Genomic DNA, 15,505 nt, shown 5'->3' on the forward strand with positions numbered 1-15,505 from the left:
GGCGGGTAAGTGAACGGTTGCAGTCAGGGTGACAGTGCGTTGGAGTGGGTTTGAAGAGGCTGGGTGCATCAGCACCTGGAAATATGTCTGGAGTGATGTATGAAAGTGTATAAAAACAAAATTTGTACAATGATTTGATTCAAACAGGAGGCGTTGTGATGAAAAGGTTTTTAGCGGTGTGGTTGTGTTCTTTGGCGCTGATGGCTGGTGCTTCTGCACAGACAGGTGGTTTTCAGATGGATCAGGCGGCAACAGCCGCAGCGGCGTGGAAGGTTGGGCAGGTCACGGCCAAGGGAGCTGTGGATATGGGCGAAGACGACCCGGTGCCGGTGTACCGCAAGTTTTTAGGGGTAACCACAGAGGGGTTTTTTCTGGTGCAGGATTTTTATCAGCAGAGTGATAAAAAGCTGACGGATCCGTTTCAACTGGAGTTGGCACAGCATGTGGACAGCGTGGAGTTGTTGGGGGTGGTGATTGTGGGCCCGTTTGTGAGCTGGCACCCCAATGGTCAGATGGCTTCGCGTGGGGCGTTTCGTGGTGGCATGGAGATGATGGATGGCAAGTGGCAGTGGTGGCATACCAATGGCAAGCTGAGCGGCGAGGCGATGTACCGTGACGGCGTAGAGGAGAGTGTGCGTTACTGGGATGAGCAGGGTAACCCGGTTGACGAGTAGGCCAATGCCTGATTAGTCAGCCAGTGCCCGGGTGGCAAAGGGTTTTAGCGCTGTGTTTTCCTGACCCTGAAAGGGTGATGGTTGTTGTTAACGCAGCGTATGCCATGGGTGGATATGCTGCTGTGGCGTGTATTTTGGGTTATGTCATGGGTTTATCTGGTGCAGTGGGGCAAATGTTTCATCTTGTGCAGGTAAAATGAAACGGGCTCAGGTTTTGCATGGCTTTGGGCTGGCAATATAAATGTAACAAGGTATAAAAGAGGTTGGCGGTTTTAAGGGCGCTGTGGTTATTCATCATGGGAGCATAGGGATATCATGATAAAAATGCTGAATTGGTTTGCGCGTCTGACGACTCTGGCAGTGTCTGAACCTGCATCAGGTGGGGCAGAGGGCGCTGCGGCGGTGCCATGGAAGGTGGGTGAAGTGGTGGCCGTGGGGGGGATTTATCCGTATGACATGTATCGCAAGTTTCTGGGCGTGACGGCTGAGGGCGAGTATCTGGTACAGGCGTTTTATAAGGATGGCGATGTTAAGTATTCGGATCCTTACCGGCTGAAGCGGGCTGCGGATGTGACGGCGTTTTTGTTCGATAAGAACCAGTCGGTGCGTGCCTTGTTTAACCGCAGTATCGAGGGGCCGTATGTGCTGTGGCATATCAACGGTCAGAAGTTTTGTGAATCGCAGTTTGAGAATGGTTTTGCCCAGGGGCTGTTCAGGCGCTGGTGGGCCAATGGTCAAAAAGCGGAAGAAGGGCTTTGTGCTAACGGACGCGAGCAGGGGCGCTGGGTCAGTTGGTATGACAATGGCCAGGAGAGTCGCAGCGGGGAGTATATCAACGGGCTGATGGAAGGCCGCTGGTTGTTCTGGTATGACAACGGGCAAAAAGAGTGTGAAGGTGATTTTGCGAATGGCAAGACGCAGGGCGAGTGGTCGTTCTGGTACAACAATGGCATGAAGCGGGCGTTTTGTCACTGCCAGGAGGATCAATGGCACGGTACATGGATGTTGTGGCACCCGAATGGCCAGAAGTGGAAAGAGGGGGAGTACCGCCACGATGAAAAGGTGGGCTACTGGCGCGAATGGGATAAGAATGGGGTGCTGGTGGAAGAGGATGATTTCGGGCCCGGCTCTGATGGGGCTGGTGTGTGATGTTGCGCAGCCATGATCCGGTGTTTTTTAAAAGGGCCCCAAGAGGGCCTTTTTTGTGGGCGCGGCGGGCTATTGTTAAGGGATTGTGCAGGTGTGGTTGTACAGGTTAAATGGTGTGTAAAAAGTGTGAAAAAGGTGTGCGGGCTGTCGATTACGTGTTTTGCGGGTATGGCTTATGCCCGGGTGCTAGAATCGGTTGGACATGGCCGCTTGCTGCGGCGTGTGGCGGGGATTTGTGTTGACGGTTGCAGGTGGATGTCAATTGTATGATTGTATGAGGGGAATGTGCCATGATGGTCAGAGATCAATTGAACAGTTTTGATAACTATCTGGATATTGAAAACCGGAACCGGGAGTATGTTCAGAAAGATTTGATGGTGATTGCTGAACGGGAGGCTGACGAACGGGCCGGGGTGCAGAGTTATCCACGTGATAACATGAGTATTGTGAGTGACTTGTACCAGCAGTTGGCGGAGTGCCAGTTCAATATCATTTCGTGCGAGTATTCGAAAGGCAACGGGCTGGATGCGTCGTTCCTGGATGATTATCTGATTGCCGTTTCTTACATGCAGCGGGGCTGGCAGGCGCAGTATGGATATATCCAGATGGTGTGGATGCTCTCCATCGGCATCATGCTGGAGGTGGATGATGTGGAGTTTAACAAGCTGGCGCTGCTGGTAAAGCAGCAGCAGTTGCAGGATTCGCTGGTGGATTTTCTGATCCGCTCACGCAACCCGGGCTGGGAACAGCGCACGCAGGATTTTTTGATGCCACGGCCTTACAGCAATATCAGAGAGGTGGTGACGCTGGCAGCATTGGATAAACTGGCAGCGGTGCAGCGGCTGGAGAGGTATCTGACGCAGCAATGGTATGCAGACCATCAGGAAACGGGCTGGTATAACGCTCACGAAAGCAAGGAGAATGTGCACGTGGGTTACTGGAGTTTTGAAAGCGGTGCGCTGGTAAAGATTCTGGAGCTGGATGATCTGATTCTGAAGGATGTGCCGTATTATCCTTATGACATGGTGCGCGGTTTACAGTGACCGGGTTTTGAGCGTTTCTTCAAGTTACTTTACTCCATGCGGCAACCCAGTGGCATATATTTAGCTGGTGCACCGTAGCAACGGTTACCGTTTTGTGGATCTTTGTGCCGCCACACTAAAGCACCGTCTGTAGTAGACAAAATGAAGTCGCCATTGTCAAAGAGGTAAAGCATTTCAACCTCGGGCAGGGTGCTGGTATCGTTAAATCCGGGAGTCAGGCTTTTTGATGCATGAACATATACTAATGCATTGCCTGTGGTTACTTTATATGAATCTGAAAAATTCCAGATGGCAGGAATGATCAGCATGGCAAGAAGTGTGCATAATATGCTGCATACCACTCCAAAAATGAAATTGCCTCTTTCTTTTTTCATGGCCTAATCTGCCGTTCAAAAATAGATGTCGTTTTCACCGTTGTGATCATGTTCAGTATCTGCTGTAGCGTTTGTTGCCGTGGTGTCTGCATGTGTTTTTGAAACATGTTTTAAAACGGGTATGAGATGTAATTTTGGCTTTGTCTAAACGCCCAACTTTTGAGTACTATTTTGCATTGAGGCGACAATCCTGTGACATATATTTGGCTGGTGCACCGTAACAATGTTTGTCGGCTTGCGGGTCTTTATGTTGCCATACTAACGCGCCGTCTGTAGTAGACAAAATGACATCGCCATTGTCAAAGAGGTAGAGCATTTCAACCTCGGGCAGGTCGCTGGTATCGTTAAATCCTGGCTTCAGGTTCTCAGACGCTTGTGTGTGTGCCAATGCCTTGTCTGTTGCGACTTTATAGGAATCTGAAAAATTCCAAATGACCGGGATAATTGCCACCGCCAAAAGGGTACACAAAATACCGCATACTGCCCCGAAAATGAAATCGCCTTTTTCTTTTTTCATCGCAATGCTCATCTTTAAAAATATATCCGCTCAGTAGGATTGCCTGTCGGATGAGGTTCAATATTTGCGGTAGGAACTGCACGCGTTTCTATGGTACCCCACAGCGGGTCAAGCACCAGTACACGTATGCCTTCCGGCCACTTTTCTTCGTTGACAAACTGTTGCCACTGCGCAGGCATCCGCGCTGTAAACTGGTATTCATTGACAATCGGCACTGCTTCCACCCAATAATGTCCTGGCTTGCTTGCCAGTACAAAAAGCCATTTTAAGCGCAAGCCTCTCAGAGGATGCAGCATCTTGAGTACAAAGTGCGATTGCTCAAGGCAACGGTAATAACTGGTTCCAAACACTCGCCCGCCCCAGGCATCGTGTGCCATCCAGTCATTAGCCTGCACATAAGGCCAGCTACGCTCACGCGCATTATCCCGCCCACCCATACGCCGGCTTTGAAATTCCATGATCCGCAGGGCATAGCGGAATTCTTCGGAGATCAGGTGCGCATCGGCTGCGTAGTCATAGATGAGATCGGCTGTATTGGTATTTTGTGACATGGCCTTACCTCAAAATATGGATGATACGTGAGTCGCCCGCGTTGGTAATCAGTTACCCAGCGCACTTCTGGTCATACCAGGTTGTTGATGGTCAGACCGTAAAGAGGACAGTTATTTTGAGTCGGCAGGCTAATCTGTCAGGTAGGCAGTGAATAGCTGGATGTTAAATCGCTGATGTATGCGGCGAGCCTGAAGAGGTGGGTGCCGACGGAAACGGGCAGGTGCTGAGAAAGTGCAAATGCTGGGAAAGCCAGGCTGCACGATGTATGTGACACCAGGCATCGTCAGGGATTGTGTGTCAGCGTTTGGAATGGTTCCAGCTGGTTGTGTCCTGCCAGCAATGTGTAAAGAGCCCAGGGGAAAAATATATGCCATTAGCGGTAATGGCGCACGCTATTTTGTGCGCAGTATTTTGTGCATGGGATAGCGATGGTTATTCTGCGCTGTAGCGGGCCCAGGTGCCGGCACAGCGGTTGATGAGTGTGCTGGCCGATGTCTGGCCGCGTTGTGTGGCTTCGATGATGACAGCCAGTGCATCGCCGATGCCTGGGCCGTTTGTGTAGTCAAGCGATTGAGCAAAGATGTCACTCATGCTCTGGTGCTGCCAGCTGTTGTCGCGGATGTTTCTGTACATGGGCGCAAACAGGGCTTTGGCGGTGACTGGTTGGGTGTAAACAGCATGGATGAACTGCTGTTGCAGTGTCATTTCTGTGTCTTCCTGCTGCTGTGCCTTGTCATCGGCCTGGCGCAGTCTGGCCTGATGGCGTTCAAGGTCTGCTGCCAGTGCCCGGTCTTCGTTGAAGGTTGCGTTTGTCGCCATGTGTTGCCCCTTATTCTGAATGAATAGTTTAGTAAATTCTAAACATGGTGTCAATGGCGCATTTCCCCTTAATTCGCCTGGGAGAGGGTGGGCGACGGTGCCGGGTGAATAGGTGCTTTTTGATTGATGCGTGCCATGGCTGTCGATACAATGGGGACGAACGCATGGTGCGGGCATGGTGTGTGCCCGGTATGTTGCTGGTATGGTGTCGCAAAGCCAGGTGTTTTCCGGCGTTTGAGATGGCTTTGATGGGCTTTTGTTTCAGGCGGGGGATCGAGGGTATGTTAACTCAAAATATGATGATAAAGGAGCGCCGATGAGCAATGAAGTTGCCCACCTGAGTTTGCCGCAGGAAGCGGCTGCCATGGTTGAACTGGTGGCGCAGCCGCCGGGGCGTCTGGCCGGTATGGCGGCACTGGCTGTGCTGGGGCTGGCAGGTTATATGCTGACGGCCATATTGTTGCTGGCAGGGCTTTATTCTCAGACGGCTGCCTTGCAGGCGGTGGGTTCCTGGAGGGCAGCGCTGCTTTCCGGGCTGCATATCCCGACGTTTATTTTTGTGCTGGCGGTGTTTTGGGTCGGGCTGTTTTCGCGCTCGGTGTGCCGCCTGACGGTAAAGAACGGGTTGCTGTGCTGCGCTGTGGGCGTGCTGTTGTGTGCCGTGGATGCAGGGCAGGTGTTTGTGTATCAGTGGCTGATTGAAGGCCGTGTGAGCGCTGTGGTGCTTGGCTTCTGGCTGCCGCTGGTCAGTTTGCTGCGGGTGCTGGTGTTGTGGGCGGTGTTTCAGCTGGTGATGTCGGCTATGGTCAGGCAGCGCTGGCTGGAGCCTGCGCCGCTGATGCTGGATGCGCAGCAGGTCAAGCGTTGTTGTCTATGGGGGTTTTCGGCGCTGCTGGCGGCGTTGCTGCTGATTTTGTGGGAGCGCTGGCGTGTGCCTTACCACATGGTGACGTGGGGTGATGGCATTGAAGGTATTGAACTGGCCGGGCCGGTGGTGATGCAGTTTTTGCTGTTGCTGCCGTACGTGGTGGCAGTGTTGCTGGTGTATGTGTTTGCGCTGCCGGTGTACGGTGTGCCGATGCGCCAGCCGGTCAAGCAGGAGGTTGAGATTACGCGCGGCATGTCTCACACAGAAGGGGGCATGCTGGTGTATGCGTTTGTGCCGGCCGAGTATGGGCAGTCAACACCGATGGTGCAGCGCCCGCGTGTGGCCCGCGGCGTATGGCGCACGTTTTGGGGTAGTGTGGTGGTGCTGGCGATTCTGGCCGGGATTGCTTATCAGATCAAGGTGCATCACCCACTGTGGTTTGACGATGTGCTTGGCTGGGTGGTGTCGCTGGGAACCGCTGTTTCTACGGTGCTGGCTTCGCTGCTGGCGCTGTTTGTGTTGTGGCGTGTGACCCGGCGTGCTGCGGGTTGGGCTGGGCGGCTGTTTGTTGTTGTGGTTGCTTTGCTGCCGCTGTGTGTATGGTTTGTTTTGACAGTGCAGGCGTTGCATGGTGCATCTTCGGGCGTGGCAAGCATGATGAGTTACAACGTGGCGGCGCTGCTCGGATGGTATTTTTTCCCGTGGGTGTTGTGCCTGTGGCTGCTGGCGGTGATGGTGCGCGGTGGCATCAGGGCGATGCTGAAGATGGCGTAGCGGGTGGTTTCATCCGGCTGAATCCCGTTGGTGAATTCAGTCGATGAGTTCAGCTTAATCCGGCAGTTGCGGTTTCAGTTGTTCATACCAGCGCGGGTTGACGGCTTTGAAGTTTTTTTCAGGTCGGACAGTTCCCAGTGTGAGGGTACGATGCAAAAGTCACCTGTCGCGCGCAGGTCCCAGTGTTCCCCGGTATCAAACCGGGCGCGCAGGCGTTGGCAGACCTCGACGATTTTTTTGTTCTGGCGGTTTTTCCGGTTGCGCATCTGTGCCTGTTGGTTTTAGAGCTCGTATATATCCAGACCCCCAATGGTGTTGCCGGCAGGCAGGTCTTCGATTTGCAGTTGGGTGTGCAGGGTTGCCATGCGGTAGTGTCAGAGGTTGATCATCTCATGTGTCACCCAATTATATCGAAAGCAAAATTGCCCAAGTTTATAATGTTTGGCGGGCAGCAGGCCGGGGCCGGGCTGTTCAGTGTCGTGGCAAGCGAGTGCAGTTGCAGGGGCGTTGCCGGTTGGTTTTATTCATTACAAGCGGTGGTTTGCCATGGGTGCGGTTCAAAAGCTGATTGAGTCTGCTGTATTTCAGCGTTTTATCATTGTGGTCATTGTGATCAATGCCATTACGCTGGGGTTTGAAACTTCGCCTGCGCTGATGGCCGGTGCAGCAGGCCCGGTGCTGGTGACGCTGGATCATCTGGCGCTGGGTATTTTCATTGTTGAAATTGTGCTCAAGCTGGTGGTGTACCGGCACCGTTTTTTCTTCAGCGGCTGGAATGTGTTTGATTTTCTGGTGGTGGGCATTACGCTGGTGCCGGCCGGGGCCGGGCTGTCGGTGTTGCGGGCCTTGCGCATTTTGCGTGCGCTGCGGCTGGTTTCTACGGTGCCGGCCATGCGCAAGGTGGTGAATGCGCTGCTGCGGGCGATTCCGGGCATCAGTTCGGTGATGGCTTTGTTGCTGCTGATTTTTTATATTGCCGCGGTGATGGCAACCAAGCTGTTTGGCGAGCAGTTTCCGGTGCTTTTTGGCAACCTGGGCAGTTCGCTGTTTACGCTGTTCCAGATCATGACGCTGGATTCATGGGCAACCGGGGTGACGCGCCCGATCATGGCGGCATACCCGTGGGCCTGGGTGTTTTTTGTGTTGTTTGTGCTGGTGGCCACGTTTGCGGTGCTGAATCTGTTCATTGCGATCATGGTGGATACGATGCATGAGGCTGACCACGAGGAGCAGGAGGAAACGCGCGAAGTGGTCAAGAGTGAAAATGAGTTGCTGATGGATGAGCTGCGTAGCCTGCGCTCAGAAATGGCTGAACTACGCCAGGCGATGGGGCAGGCCGGGTGCCAGCCGCGCGGCCAGCAGCAGGGCACGGAAAGCTGAATTTGGCAGATGCTGTTGCATGTGCGATGATGCGGATAATGATCATAATTTTTGGAGGAGTCATAGCTGATGCAAACGGATGATGATCGGGGGCCGGTTGAGCCGCTGGCGCAGCCCCGCAGAAAGCTTGCCGTACCGGGCGGGCAGGTGTCGGGTGTGCTGAAGCTCGCGGCATGGGGCACGCTGACGGTGTGGTTGTTATCTTTGTTGGGGACGCTGCTTGCATATATGGCGGCTCCGCGGCTGCAAGTCGGATATTCGCTGTGGGACGTGCTGGGTCGCAGCATCAATGTGCTGTTGCTGTTTTATGTGTATGTGCTGTTTTTTGTTTATCTGTTTCCGCGTTCGGTGTGCCGGCTGACGGTTGGAAATGTGGTCCGGTGTGTGCTGACTGGCGTGCTGCTTTATGCGCTGATGTATCTGGTGCAGATCGGGTATTCGTTTTTGCGGGGTGCACTCAGCCGGGCCGGGGCTCATCCGCTGGAGTTGTATGGGGTATCCATATGGCAGCCGGCGGTTCGCTGCCTTGTTCTGTGGGCGGGGATGCATCTGGTGTTCATGCTGCTGGATCACATGCGCTGGCTGACCCGCTCTCCGCTGGCACTGGATGCCCGGCTCTGGCGGCGCTGCGCCCTGTGGGGGTTTTCGGCACTGCTGGCGGCGTTGCTGGTGGCGCTTTACCAGCAGGTGAACTACTGGGCGCTGATGGCTGCCGCGCAGCAGACACATCCGAACCCGCTGCTGGTGCAGTTGTGGCAGGCGCTGCCTTTGTTGCCGGTCGGGCTGCTGATTTATGCGTGGGTGGCATCGATACGGCTGCCGGATGTTAAAAAGCTGTATAAGCCTTATATGGCGCGTGGCGTGCTGCTGGCGTTTGGCGGGGTGTTATGCTTGCATATGATGCTGTGGCTGCTGGTCGAGCTGGTATGGAATTTTCCTGATGTGCTGGCCGAGCCGATTTTCAATCTGTTGGAAGTTCTGTTTTCTGCTGCAGGCCGAGTGGTTACGCTGGTGCTGGCGTTGCTGCTGATATGGCGCCTGTGTGCCCAGGTGTACGGGCGGGGCTGGCGGCTTTATATGCTGCTGGTGTGTTTTTCGCCGTTGCTGTGGACAATGTATGTGGTGCTGTCCAATGAGGGTTTGCTTGACATGATAAAGGCTTATGGCATGGGGCGCCATTGGCTGTTGTCGCTGTCATTGCCTTTGTTTGTGTGGGCGCTGGAGTTGTGGGTACTGAGGTGGCTGGTTATGCGGGGTGCGCGCGTGATGTTGCGTATGCACCCGACGGCTGTACGACAGCCGTAGCCGAGGTGTGGCCGTGGCTGCACAGTTGACCATACAGCTGGCCATCCAGTTGCGCGGCCCCCTAGTCCCTTTGGGGGAGAGTTTTCTGGGGACTCATGGTGCTGTATGGTACATGAATGAAGCCAGCCCCAGCAGCATGATGGCCCAAAGCAGCATGTTGGAAATGATGTTGATGAACATGGATTTGAGCCAGGTGGTTTCGAGCATGTATTTATAAATGCCAACAAAAATAATGAACCCGATCAGTATGGCGTTATCACCCAAAAAGGCGTGCAGTATGGCTTCTGCAACCACCTGGGCGGTGACCGCCAGCAGGCAGGTTTTGAAGTCGGTGCGTTGAGCGCCGATGAATTTGGCGACCAGCATCAGCGGAACGGTCAGAATCGCGATGGAGACGATGATTCCGATAAGGATGGGCAGCATAGGTTGATTCAGATGTTCGGATTGATTGATGTGACGCCGATACTGGCCGGTCTGTCAGGCTGTGTGTATTGTTCAGGCCCCGCAGGCATGACTGCTTCACGGTGCTGCGCCGCAGTATAGCGCAGAGTTTATTTACAGCATTCATTTTTGTGGTAGGCCAAACAGGTGTGCTGCGGCGCTGCTGGGCCAATGCTGGCTATTGTGTTGCTGCTGGGTGGAGGTGATGAGTGATAGAGGTACGCGGCCCGGACCGGCGGCGCGGTGTGCGCTGCCGGGCTACTTGCTGTCGGGCATGTGCAGTGCCGATTTGGCGATGCCGGCAACGTAATGCATGATTTCAATGTCTTCCTGCGGGATGCCGATTTGTCCGAATGCCTCATTGACAGACTGAAGGTAGACCATGCCGTCGCGGATGTAGTTGAGTTGTTTGACCATGACTCTGTCGCGCTTGTCGCGCACGACGACTTCGTCTCCGGGGTGGTAGTCATGATTCGGTTCGACAATGACGAATTCGCCGTGCCGGATGCGGGGCTTCATGCTGTCGCCCTTGCAGCGCAGCGCGTAGGCATTGGGGTCGCTGGTGGCCCACTGGATATAGCCGTCACCCTGGCCCACAGGGTATTGCAGTTCGTAAAAGTGTCCGTTATCGCCAAGCTGTGCCGAGCCAACCACCGGAATGGCCTGGTTGACAATGTGCTGGATTGCTGCGGCAAGGTGCGGCGCGTGCTGGTGCGGAATGTGCAGCGGTGAGTAGTAGTGCCTGGCTGCCAGCAGCGAGGGGAATATGGTGCCGCGATCAACGCCGAGTTTGTCTTCAATGGCAATGGCGGCGCGTTCGCCGAAAGGCTCTTTCGGATCGAGGTACTGGGTAACGCGGCCTTTGCTGATGCCCGACTGGATCAGTTGCTGGCGGTTGCCCCGTAACACGTCTTCAAAATAGCGCTGAAATTCGGTACGGCGTGTGATATCGGATTCTTTCATAATATTTGCATGGGTGTAATCTGATGGTGGATGTATACAACATGAAATGACTGGCTGTGGTTGCTGCAATGGCTTGCAATGGTCAAGCCTTGGCTATGAAAGAAAGATTGCACCCTGCCTGACCCGGGCCGGGCCTGCTGAGGTGCTGGTGTGTCGCCATAGGGCGACATGGCAATGGCGCGCGTCTTTAGGACGGCGCTGAAATTCGGTATGGCAATAGATGTTGTTCATAGTTTATGCCTCTTGGGTTATGGAGCGACGTGTTGACAGGTCATGCCAAGCAGCTTGTCAGATCATTCAAATGCTTTGTGACTACGTGCTCTCATAGTTACTTTATAGCATGGTCTGAATCGCTCAGAGTGTCAAGGTCAGGTGGGTACTTATTGCCGGGATTTTTTCACACAGTCTGCATACTTTTTGTCTAACTGTGTTTCATACATCACATTGCACGCATGAGCGGCTGCCTCATATCAATAGTTTCAAGTACTTCAACACAATGCCTGATAGTTAGTTTAGCATTAACTAAAGACCTTGACAAATAATTGTTATTTTTCTTGACTGATCGTTTAGTAATTGTTAAACTTTAGTTATGTGATAGCAATGTTCCCTTGATTTTTCAGTTCAAAGCAGTACCAAAATAGAGAAATCAGCAGGCAGGCATCACAACCCGGTTTCAGCAGTCCGGATCGGGGCCAAGGCGTTACGGAAAATCATTGTTTTTAGAGGTAGGTATAGAACCTGCAAGCCAAACTGGTTTGCCGGGTGAGGCGTTCTTTTCTCTTTTTGCATCAGGTGGTATGCAGCCCGTGCCAGAAAACGGCGGGGCTTACCGGATGGTGCAGGCGGATGGGTGCAGGTGATCTGGCGAATTGTGCACGCTGTTTAATACATTCTAAATTATGGGTCAATTGGGGTTTATGGCAGTGTTTCTGTAAATTCTTCTTAAATTATAGTTATTTCTGATTTTTAATAAATTAATGAAAAATTGTGTGCGTGAATTGAAACCAGAGGCAGGCAAGGGCATGGATTGCCGGCGAAGTGCCGGTTTGTTATGCCAAAGGGTGCCCGGAAAAGCAGGTTCAGTGGTATGTGTGCGCAGGGAGGCGGGTGGTGCCTAACCGGATTTTGAGAGAAGGTATTTTGACCAGTGAGCGGGTGAACCGGCTGGACTGGCCCAGCGAGGTGTTTTACCGCCGCCTGCTGTCTGTGGTGGACGATTATGGCCGTTATTTCGCGCATGTGTCATTGCTGCGGGCAGCGTTGTTTGCATTGCGGCTTGACCAGGTGGGTAATGACGATGTTGCGCACTGGCTGGAGAAAACGAGGCAGGCCGGGTTGGTGGATTTGTACGAGGTGAATGGCAAGTTGTATTTGCAGGTGTGGAATTTTAAGCAGCAGGCGCGTGCCAAGCAGAGCAAGTTTCCATCACCGTTTGGGGCTGATGCGACCGATGGTGCTGGTGGTGTTGCACAGCAGATGCATAGCAGATGCGTAGCACCGGATGCGCATCGGTGTAGCACAGGGATAGCAGATGCCACCGTATTCGAAGGCGAGGGCGTTGTCGGAAACGGTATCGGAGACGCTACCGGAGACGTTATCGAAGACGGAGGCGAAAGCGCGGGGGGTGCTGGTGTGCCAAAGGTGCCGGCGTGTGCAAATAAGGGGCGTTCAGCAAAAGGGGTGATTAAGCAAAGGCAGATGTTGCCGGAGGATTTTGATCTCTCAAGCAGCAGCTGGGCATTTGCGCAGGAACGGGGGGTGGATGTGGTGGTGGAGTTGCAGGCGTTCAAGGATTATCACACCGCCAAAGGCAGCACGATGCTGGACTGGCAAGCCGCTTGGCGTGCATGGTGTGGCAATGCGGTGAAGTTTGCCCGTGCCAGCAGCGGTGTGCAGAGGTTTAGCGCGGCTGGAAAGCAGGCGGTTTTGGAGCAGCGCAACGGCGCTGTGGTGGCTCGACTGATTGCGCAGGAAGAGCGGGAGGCACGAGAGGTGCGAGAGACACGGGAAGTGCAGGAAGTACAGGAGCGCGCAGCGGTGGATGGGCCGTGTGGTGCAAGTGGCAAGGGAAGGCCAGCGTAGATGGCAATACCGCAGAAATGGCAAAGGGGCTGGTATGCAGCGTGAGGATTATGCGGAGTTTGTGCAGTACCTGGCCGGTGTGCTGACGTTTTACCGCCAGGACGCGACGGATTTTGTATTGCGCATGTGGTGGCGGGTGTGTCAGCGTTTTTCTCTGGAGCAGTTCAAGGCGGCGGTGGATGCGCATGTGGCAGATCCGGAGCAGGGGCGTTTTGTGCCGATGCCCGCGCACATCATCAAGCTGCTGGAGGGTTCGCGTACCGAGCGTTCACAGGTGGCGTGGGGCAAGGTGTTGCAGGCGATGGTGCATGTGGGGGCGTATTGCGATGTGTGTTTTGACGAAGGGCTGATTCACCGGGTGGTTGCTGATCTGGGCGGCTGGGCGGTGGTGTGCCGCACACCGGTGAAGGAGCTGGGCTATTTGCAGCACCGTTTTTGTGAGAGCTACCGCGCGTATGCCGGAGATGGCGCAGCACCCTACCCCTGTGTGCTGGTGGGGGACCGCGGGGCCGATGAGTTGTATGCGCGGCGGGGTTTGCCGGTGCCCGCACCGGTGCTGGTCGGGGAGCAGTTGCGTTGTGCGCAGGTGATGCGTGGCGGTGTTTCTGCCGGTGGTGGTACGGGGGATTGTTTTGGTGGCACTGGCCAGGCGGGCATTGTCAGGGGTGTGCTGTGGGCAGGGGGGCCCTCTACGGTTGTGGGTGGTGAGGCAACGTGAACTAGCAGAGGGTAAAGGTGCAGCGCTGGATGGGTAGTAAAAAAAGCAGCAATAGCAGCGAGAGCAATGCAGGCAGTAAAGGCCGGCAAGGCGGCCAAGGTGGCTTGGACAGATGGTTGGCAGATGGTGACAAATGAAAGGGACAGAAGGAATGACGCAGTCGGATGTGATGCAAAAGATGGTGAATGTGCTGGTGAACTGGCCGGAAAAGGCGGAGCCCCGGATGAACCCGGGACGGCCATTGTCTGCCGGGCAGGCCCGGTTGATTAAGCGCCTGTATGCCGATGGCTGGGGGTTGGTGGATATTGCGTATGAAGTGCGGGTGGATGAGAGCACGGTGTCGCGTTATATCAGCCGCCAGAGGCGGGATGAGGCGTGAGGTGGTGTGTATGAAAGCAGGGGATGTGCAGATGAAAGGTGTGTCAATGATGGATGGTGTGAATGCCAATGGGCAGGTGGGTCTGGCTGGGAATGATGGTGATGAGGCAGGTCACGGTGATGATGTGTTGTTGTATGCGCAGGTTTGCAGGGATTGTGCGCAGGCGCGTACGGATGTTTTGTGGGCCGGTTATATGCATGCCTGCCCAGGGTGTGAGGCGCGGGCCAGGCGTTCGGCAGGGGAGGCAGAGGGCAGTGAGTGGACAAACTGGCAGGGCGGGCCTTGCCCGCTGGCGTGGTATGAGACGGCCAAGATCAAAACGCGTTCGGGGGTTATGGGCATTGCCAATGGCTTGAGTTCATGGTGGCAGCACGATGGGCATGCACATGACATTGTGGCGTACCAGAAGCTCAGGCTGTAACCGGGCGGAGTGGGCTTGTGGTGAGGGTGTGTGAAAGGTATGCGAGGCGTGTGTGAACACGCTCAGGAAGTACAACAGAAAAAGGAATGATGGATGAATAAAGGTGTATATCACAATTTGTTGCCTGTGTATGTGCAGGATATGCTCAAGCGTGCAGCGACGATGTATCCGGACAGCGAGATCAGGCGCAGCATTGCGGTGGAGGATGCGATTGCGCGTGCGCGGCGCACATGTCCGCAGTGTTTTGAGCAGGCGGCTTGTTCTGATGCGCGGCACTGTCCCCCTGTACCGGAAGGTGGCATGCAGGCAGGTGGTGTGCAAGGGCGTGTTGTGCCGGTTGTGGCGCATACGGATGGCGGCACAGCGTGTTGCGGTGGTGGCGGCAGCAGCGGTTGCAGTGGTCATTGTGGGGATGGTTGCGGCAGTGGTTGTAACAGTGATTGCAACAATGTTTGTAGTGGTGAGTGTGCAAGGAAGGGGGTGTAGCGTGGAGCTTCAGTATAACGACCGGGGGTATCGCATTGGGCAGTCGCATCACAAAGCGCGGTTGACGGACCGCGATGTGGAGCTGATTTTTGAATTGCGTGAGCAGGGTATGACGATTGTTTCGATTGCCGAGCGCATGGAATGTGGCAGGACAACGGTATGGAAGATTTTGCATGGCGAGATCCGTTCGCAACCGGTGGTGAAAAGCCGGTGTGTGCATGTACTGCCGTGGGCGATGTAACGGGGGGCGGCCGGTGGTTCTTAGCAGGGGGTTCAGGGCCTGTTACTGGTGGTGCGGCACAGGGCAGGCGGAAGACAGGAGGTTTGATGGAGATGTGTTTCAATGAAAAGGGGCGGCGCATCGGGCAGTTGCATCACCGCGCCAAGCTGACTGACCATGACGTGGATCTGATTTTTGAGTTGCGGGCGCAGGGGTTGTCGCTGTCGCAGATTGCATGCAAGATGGAGTGCGGCAAAACGCAGGTGCATTATATTTTGTCGGGTGAGCGGCGCGGGCAGGCAATTGCCCGCATCCGGCACGTGAAGATGGTGTCGTGATG

The 15,505-nt window shown here is 54.6% G+C and carries 20 protein-coding genes; 14 read left to right on the forward strand and 6 right to left on the reverse strand.

Annotation, left to right across the window (positions count from 1 at the left end):
* Positions 1-158 precede the first annotated feature (158 nt).
* The 3 genes from CUZ56_RS08720 (at position 159) to CUZ56_RS08730 (ending at position 2,866) form a co-directional block, all read left to right on the forward strand.
* On the forward strand, positions 159-674 hold the full coding sequence (locus tag CUZ56_RS08720) for a toxin-antitoxin system YwqK family antitoxin (protein WP_126980009.1): 516 nt from the start codon (positions 159-161) through the stop codon (positions 672-674).
* Between the two features lie 324 nt (positions 675-998).
* Positions 999-1,823 (forward strand): toxin-antitoxin system YwqK family antitoxin, encoded by an 825-nt coding sequence (locus CUZ56_RS08725; protein WP_162615292.1) that lies wholly within the window; start codon positions 999-1,001, stop codon positions 1,821-1,823.
* Between the two features lie 290 nt (positions 1,824-2,113).
* Entirely contained in the window at positions 2,114-2,866 is a 753-nt protein-coding gene (locus CUZ56_RS08730) for a PoNi-like cognate immunity protein (protein ID WP_126980011.1), read from the forward strand.
* Positions 2,867-2,895: 29 nt separating this feature from the next.
* Here CUZ56_RS08730 and CUZ56_RS08735 read toward each other — a convergent pair whose 3' ends face one another.
* The 4 genes from CUZ56_RS08735 to CUZ56_RS08750 form a co-directional block, all read right to left on the reverse strand.
* Entirely contained in the window at positions 2,896-3,240 is a 345-nt protein-coding gene (locus CUZ56_RS08735) for a hypothetical protein (RefSeq protein WP_126980012.1), read from the reverse strand.
* A gap of 166 nt (positions 3,241-3,406) precedes the next feature.
* Entirely contained in the window at positions 3,407-3,757 is a 351-nt protein-coding gene (locus tag CUZ56_RS08740) for a hypothetical protein (RefSeq protein ID WP_126980013.1), read from the reverse strand.
* A 14-nt stretch (positions 3,758-3,771) separates the two neighbouring features.
* A complete protein-coding gene (locus CUZ56_RS08745; protein WP_126980014.1) occupies positions 3,772-4,308 on the reverse strand; it encodes a hypothetical protein in 537 nt (178 codons plus the stop codon).
* 433 nt (positions 4,309-4,741) lie between these two features.
* Positions 4,742-5,128: a hypothetical protein gene (locus CUZ56_RS08750; protein ID WP_126980015.1), complete on the reverse strand. Its 387-nt coding sequence runs from the start codon at positions 5,126-5,128 to the stop codon at positions 4,742-4,744.
* 316 nt (positions 5,129-5,444) lie between these two features.
* Here CUZ56_RS08750 and CUZ56_RS08755 point away from each other — a divergent pair, with 316 nt between their 5' ends.
* The 4 genes from CUZ56_RS08755 (at position 5,445) to CUZ56_RS08770 (ending at position 9,455) form a co-directional block, all read left to right on the forward strand.
* Positions 5,445-6,770: a hypothetical protein gene (locus CUZ56_RS08755; RefSeq protein WP_126980016.1), complete on the forward strand. Its 1,326-nt coding sequence runs from the start codon at positions 5,445-5,447 to the stop codon at positions 6,768-6,770.
* A 182-nt stretch (positions 6,771-6,952) separates the two neighbouring features.
* Complete coding sequence (locus CUZ56_RS16010; RefSeq protein ID WP_148113753.1) at positions 6,953-7,342, forward strand: hypothetical protein; 390 nt, start codon at positions 6,953-6,955, stop codon at positions 7,340-7,342.
* Positions 7,317-8,150: an ion transporter gene (locus CUZ56_RS08765; protein WP_126980158.1), complete on the forward strand. Its 834-nt coding sequence runs from the start codon at positions 7,317-7,319 to the stop codon at positions 8,148-8,150. Before CUZ56_RS16010 ends, CUZ56_RS08765 begins: the two co-directional genes overlap by 26 nt.
* A gap of 69 nt (positions 8,151-8,219) precedes the next feature.
* Positions 8,220-9,455, forward strand: coding sequence for a hypothetical protein (locus CUZ56_RS08770; RefSeq protein WP_126980018.1), 1,236 nt, complete (start codon positions 8,220-8,222; stop codon positions 9,453-9,455).
* A gap of 93 nt (positions 9,456-9,548) precedes the next feature.
* Here CUZ56_RS08770 and CUZ56_RS08775 read toward each other — a convergent pair whose 3' ends face one another.
* Together CUZ56_RS08775 and CUZ56_RS08780 are read right to left on the reverse strand one after the other, a co-directional pair.
* Positions 9,549-9,878, reverse strand: a complete 330-nt coding sequence (locus CUZ56_RS08775; RefSeq protein WP_126980019.1) for a hypothetical protein — start codon at positions 9,876-9,878, stop codon at positions 9,549-9,551.
* A gap of 276 nt (positions 9,879-10,154) precedes the next feature.
* Positions 10,155-10,859 carry a S24 family peptidase gene (locus tag CUZ56_RS08780; RefSeq protein ID WP_126980020.1) on the reverse strand — a complete coding sequence of 235 codons (705 nt, stop codon included), beginning with the start codon at positions 10,857-10,859 and terminating at the stop codon, positions 10,155-10,157.
* Between the two features lie 1,110 nt (positions 10,860-11,969).
* On the opposite strand from CUZ56_RS08780, the gene CUZ56_RS08785 reads away from it, so the two are divergent.
* The 7 genes from CUZ56_RS08785 to CUZ56_RS08810 all read left to right on the forward strand — a co-directional run bounded on the left by CUZ56_RS08785 (position 11,970) and on the right by CUZ56_RS08810 (position 15,503).
* Entirely contained in the window at positions 11,970-12,941 is a 972-nt protein-coding gene (locus CUZ56_RS08785; RefSeq protein ID WP_126980021.1) for a hypothetical protein, read from the forward strand.
* Positions 12,942-12,975: 34 nt separating this feature from the next.
* A complete protein-coding gene (locus tag CUZ56_RS08790) occupies positions 12,976-13,659 on the forward strand; it encodes a DUF6475 domain-containing protein (protein WP_126980022.1) in 684 nt (227 codons plus the stop codon).
* A 133-nt stretch (positions 13,660-13,792) separates the two neighbouring features.
* Positions 13,793-14,038: a helix-turn-helix domain-containing protein gene (locus CUZ56_RS08795; protein ID WP_126980023.1), complete on the forward strand. Its 246-nt coding sequence runs from the start codon at positions 13,793-13,795 to the stop codon at positions 14,036-14,038.
* A 10-nt stretch (positions 14,039-14,048) separates the two neighbouring features.
* Positions 14,049-14,459, forward strand: a complete 411-nt coding sequence (locus CUZ56_RS08800) for a hypothetical protein (protein WP_126980024.1) — start codon at positions 14,049-14,051, stop codon at positions 14,457-14,459.
* 93 nt (positions 14,460-14,552) lie between these two features.
* Positions 14,553-14,945, forward strand: a complete 393-nt coding sequence (locus CUZ56_RS15760) for a hypothetical protein (RefSeq protein ID WP_162615293.1) — start codon at positions 14,553-14,555, stop codon at positions 14,943-14,945.
* A gap of 1 nt (position 14,946) precedes the next feature.
* On the forward strand, positions 14,947-15,186 hold the full coding sequence (locus CUZ56_RS15765; RefSeq protein ID WP_162615294.1) for a helix-turn-helix domain-containing protein: 240 nt from the start codon (positions 14,947-14,949) through the stop codon (positions 15,184-15,186).
* Positions 15,187-15,272: 86 nt separating this feature from the next.
* Positions 15,273-15,503 carry a hypothetical protein gene (locus tag CUZ56_RS08810; protein ID WP_126980026.1) on the forward strand — a complete coding sequence of 77 codons (231 nt, stop codon included), beginning with the start codon at positions 15,273-15,275 and terminating at the stop codon, positions 15,501-15,503.
* Positions 15,504-15,505 lie beyond the last annotated feature (2 nt).

This window comes from Saezia sanguinis (assembly GCF_003991585.1).
Classification (GTDB): domain Bacteria; phylum Pseudomonadota; class Gammaproteobacteria; order Burkholderiales; family Burkholderiaceae_C; genus Saezia; species Saezia sanguinis.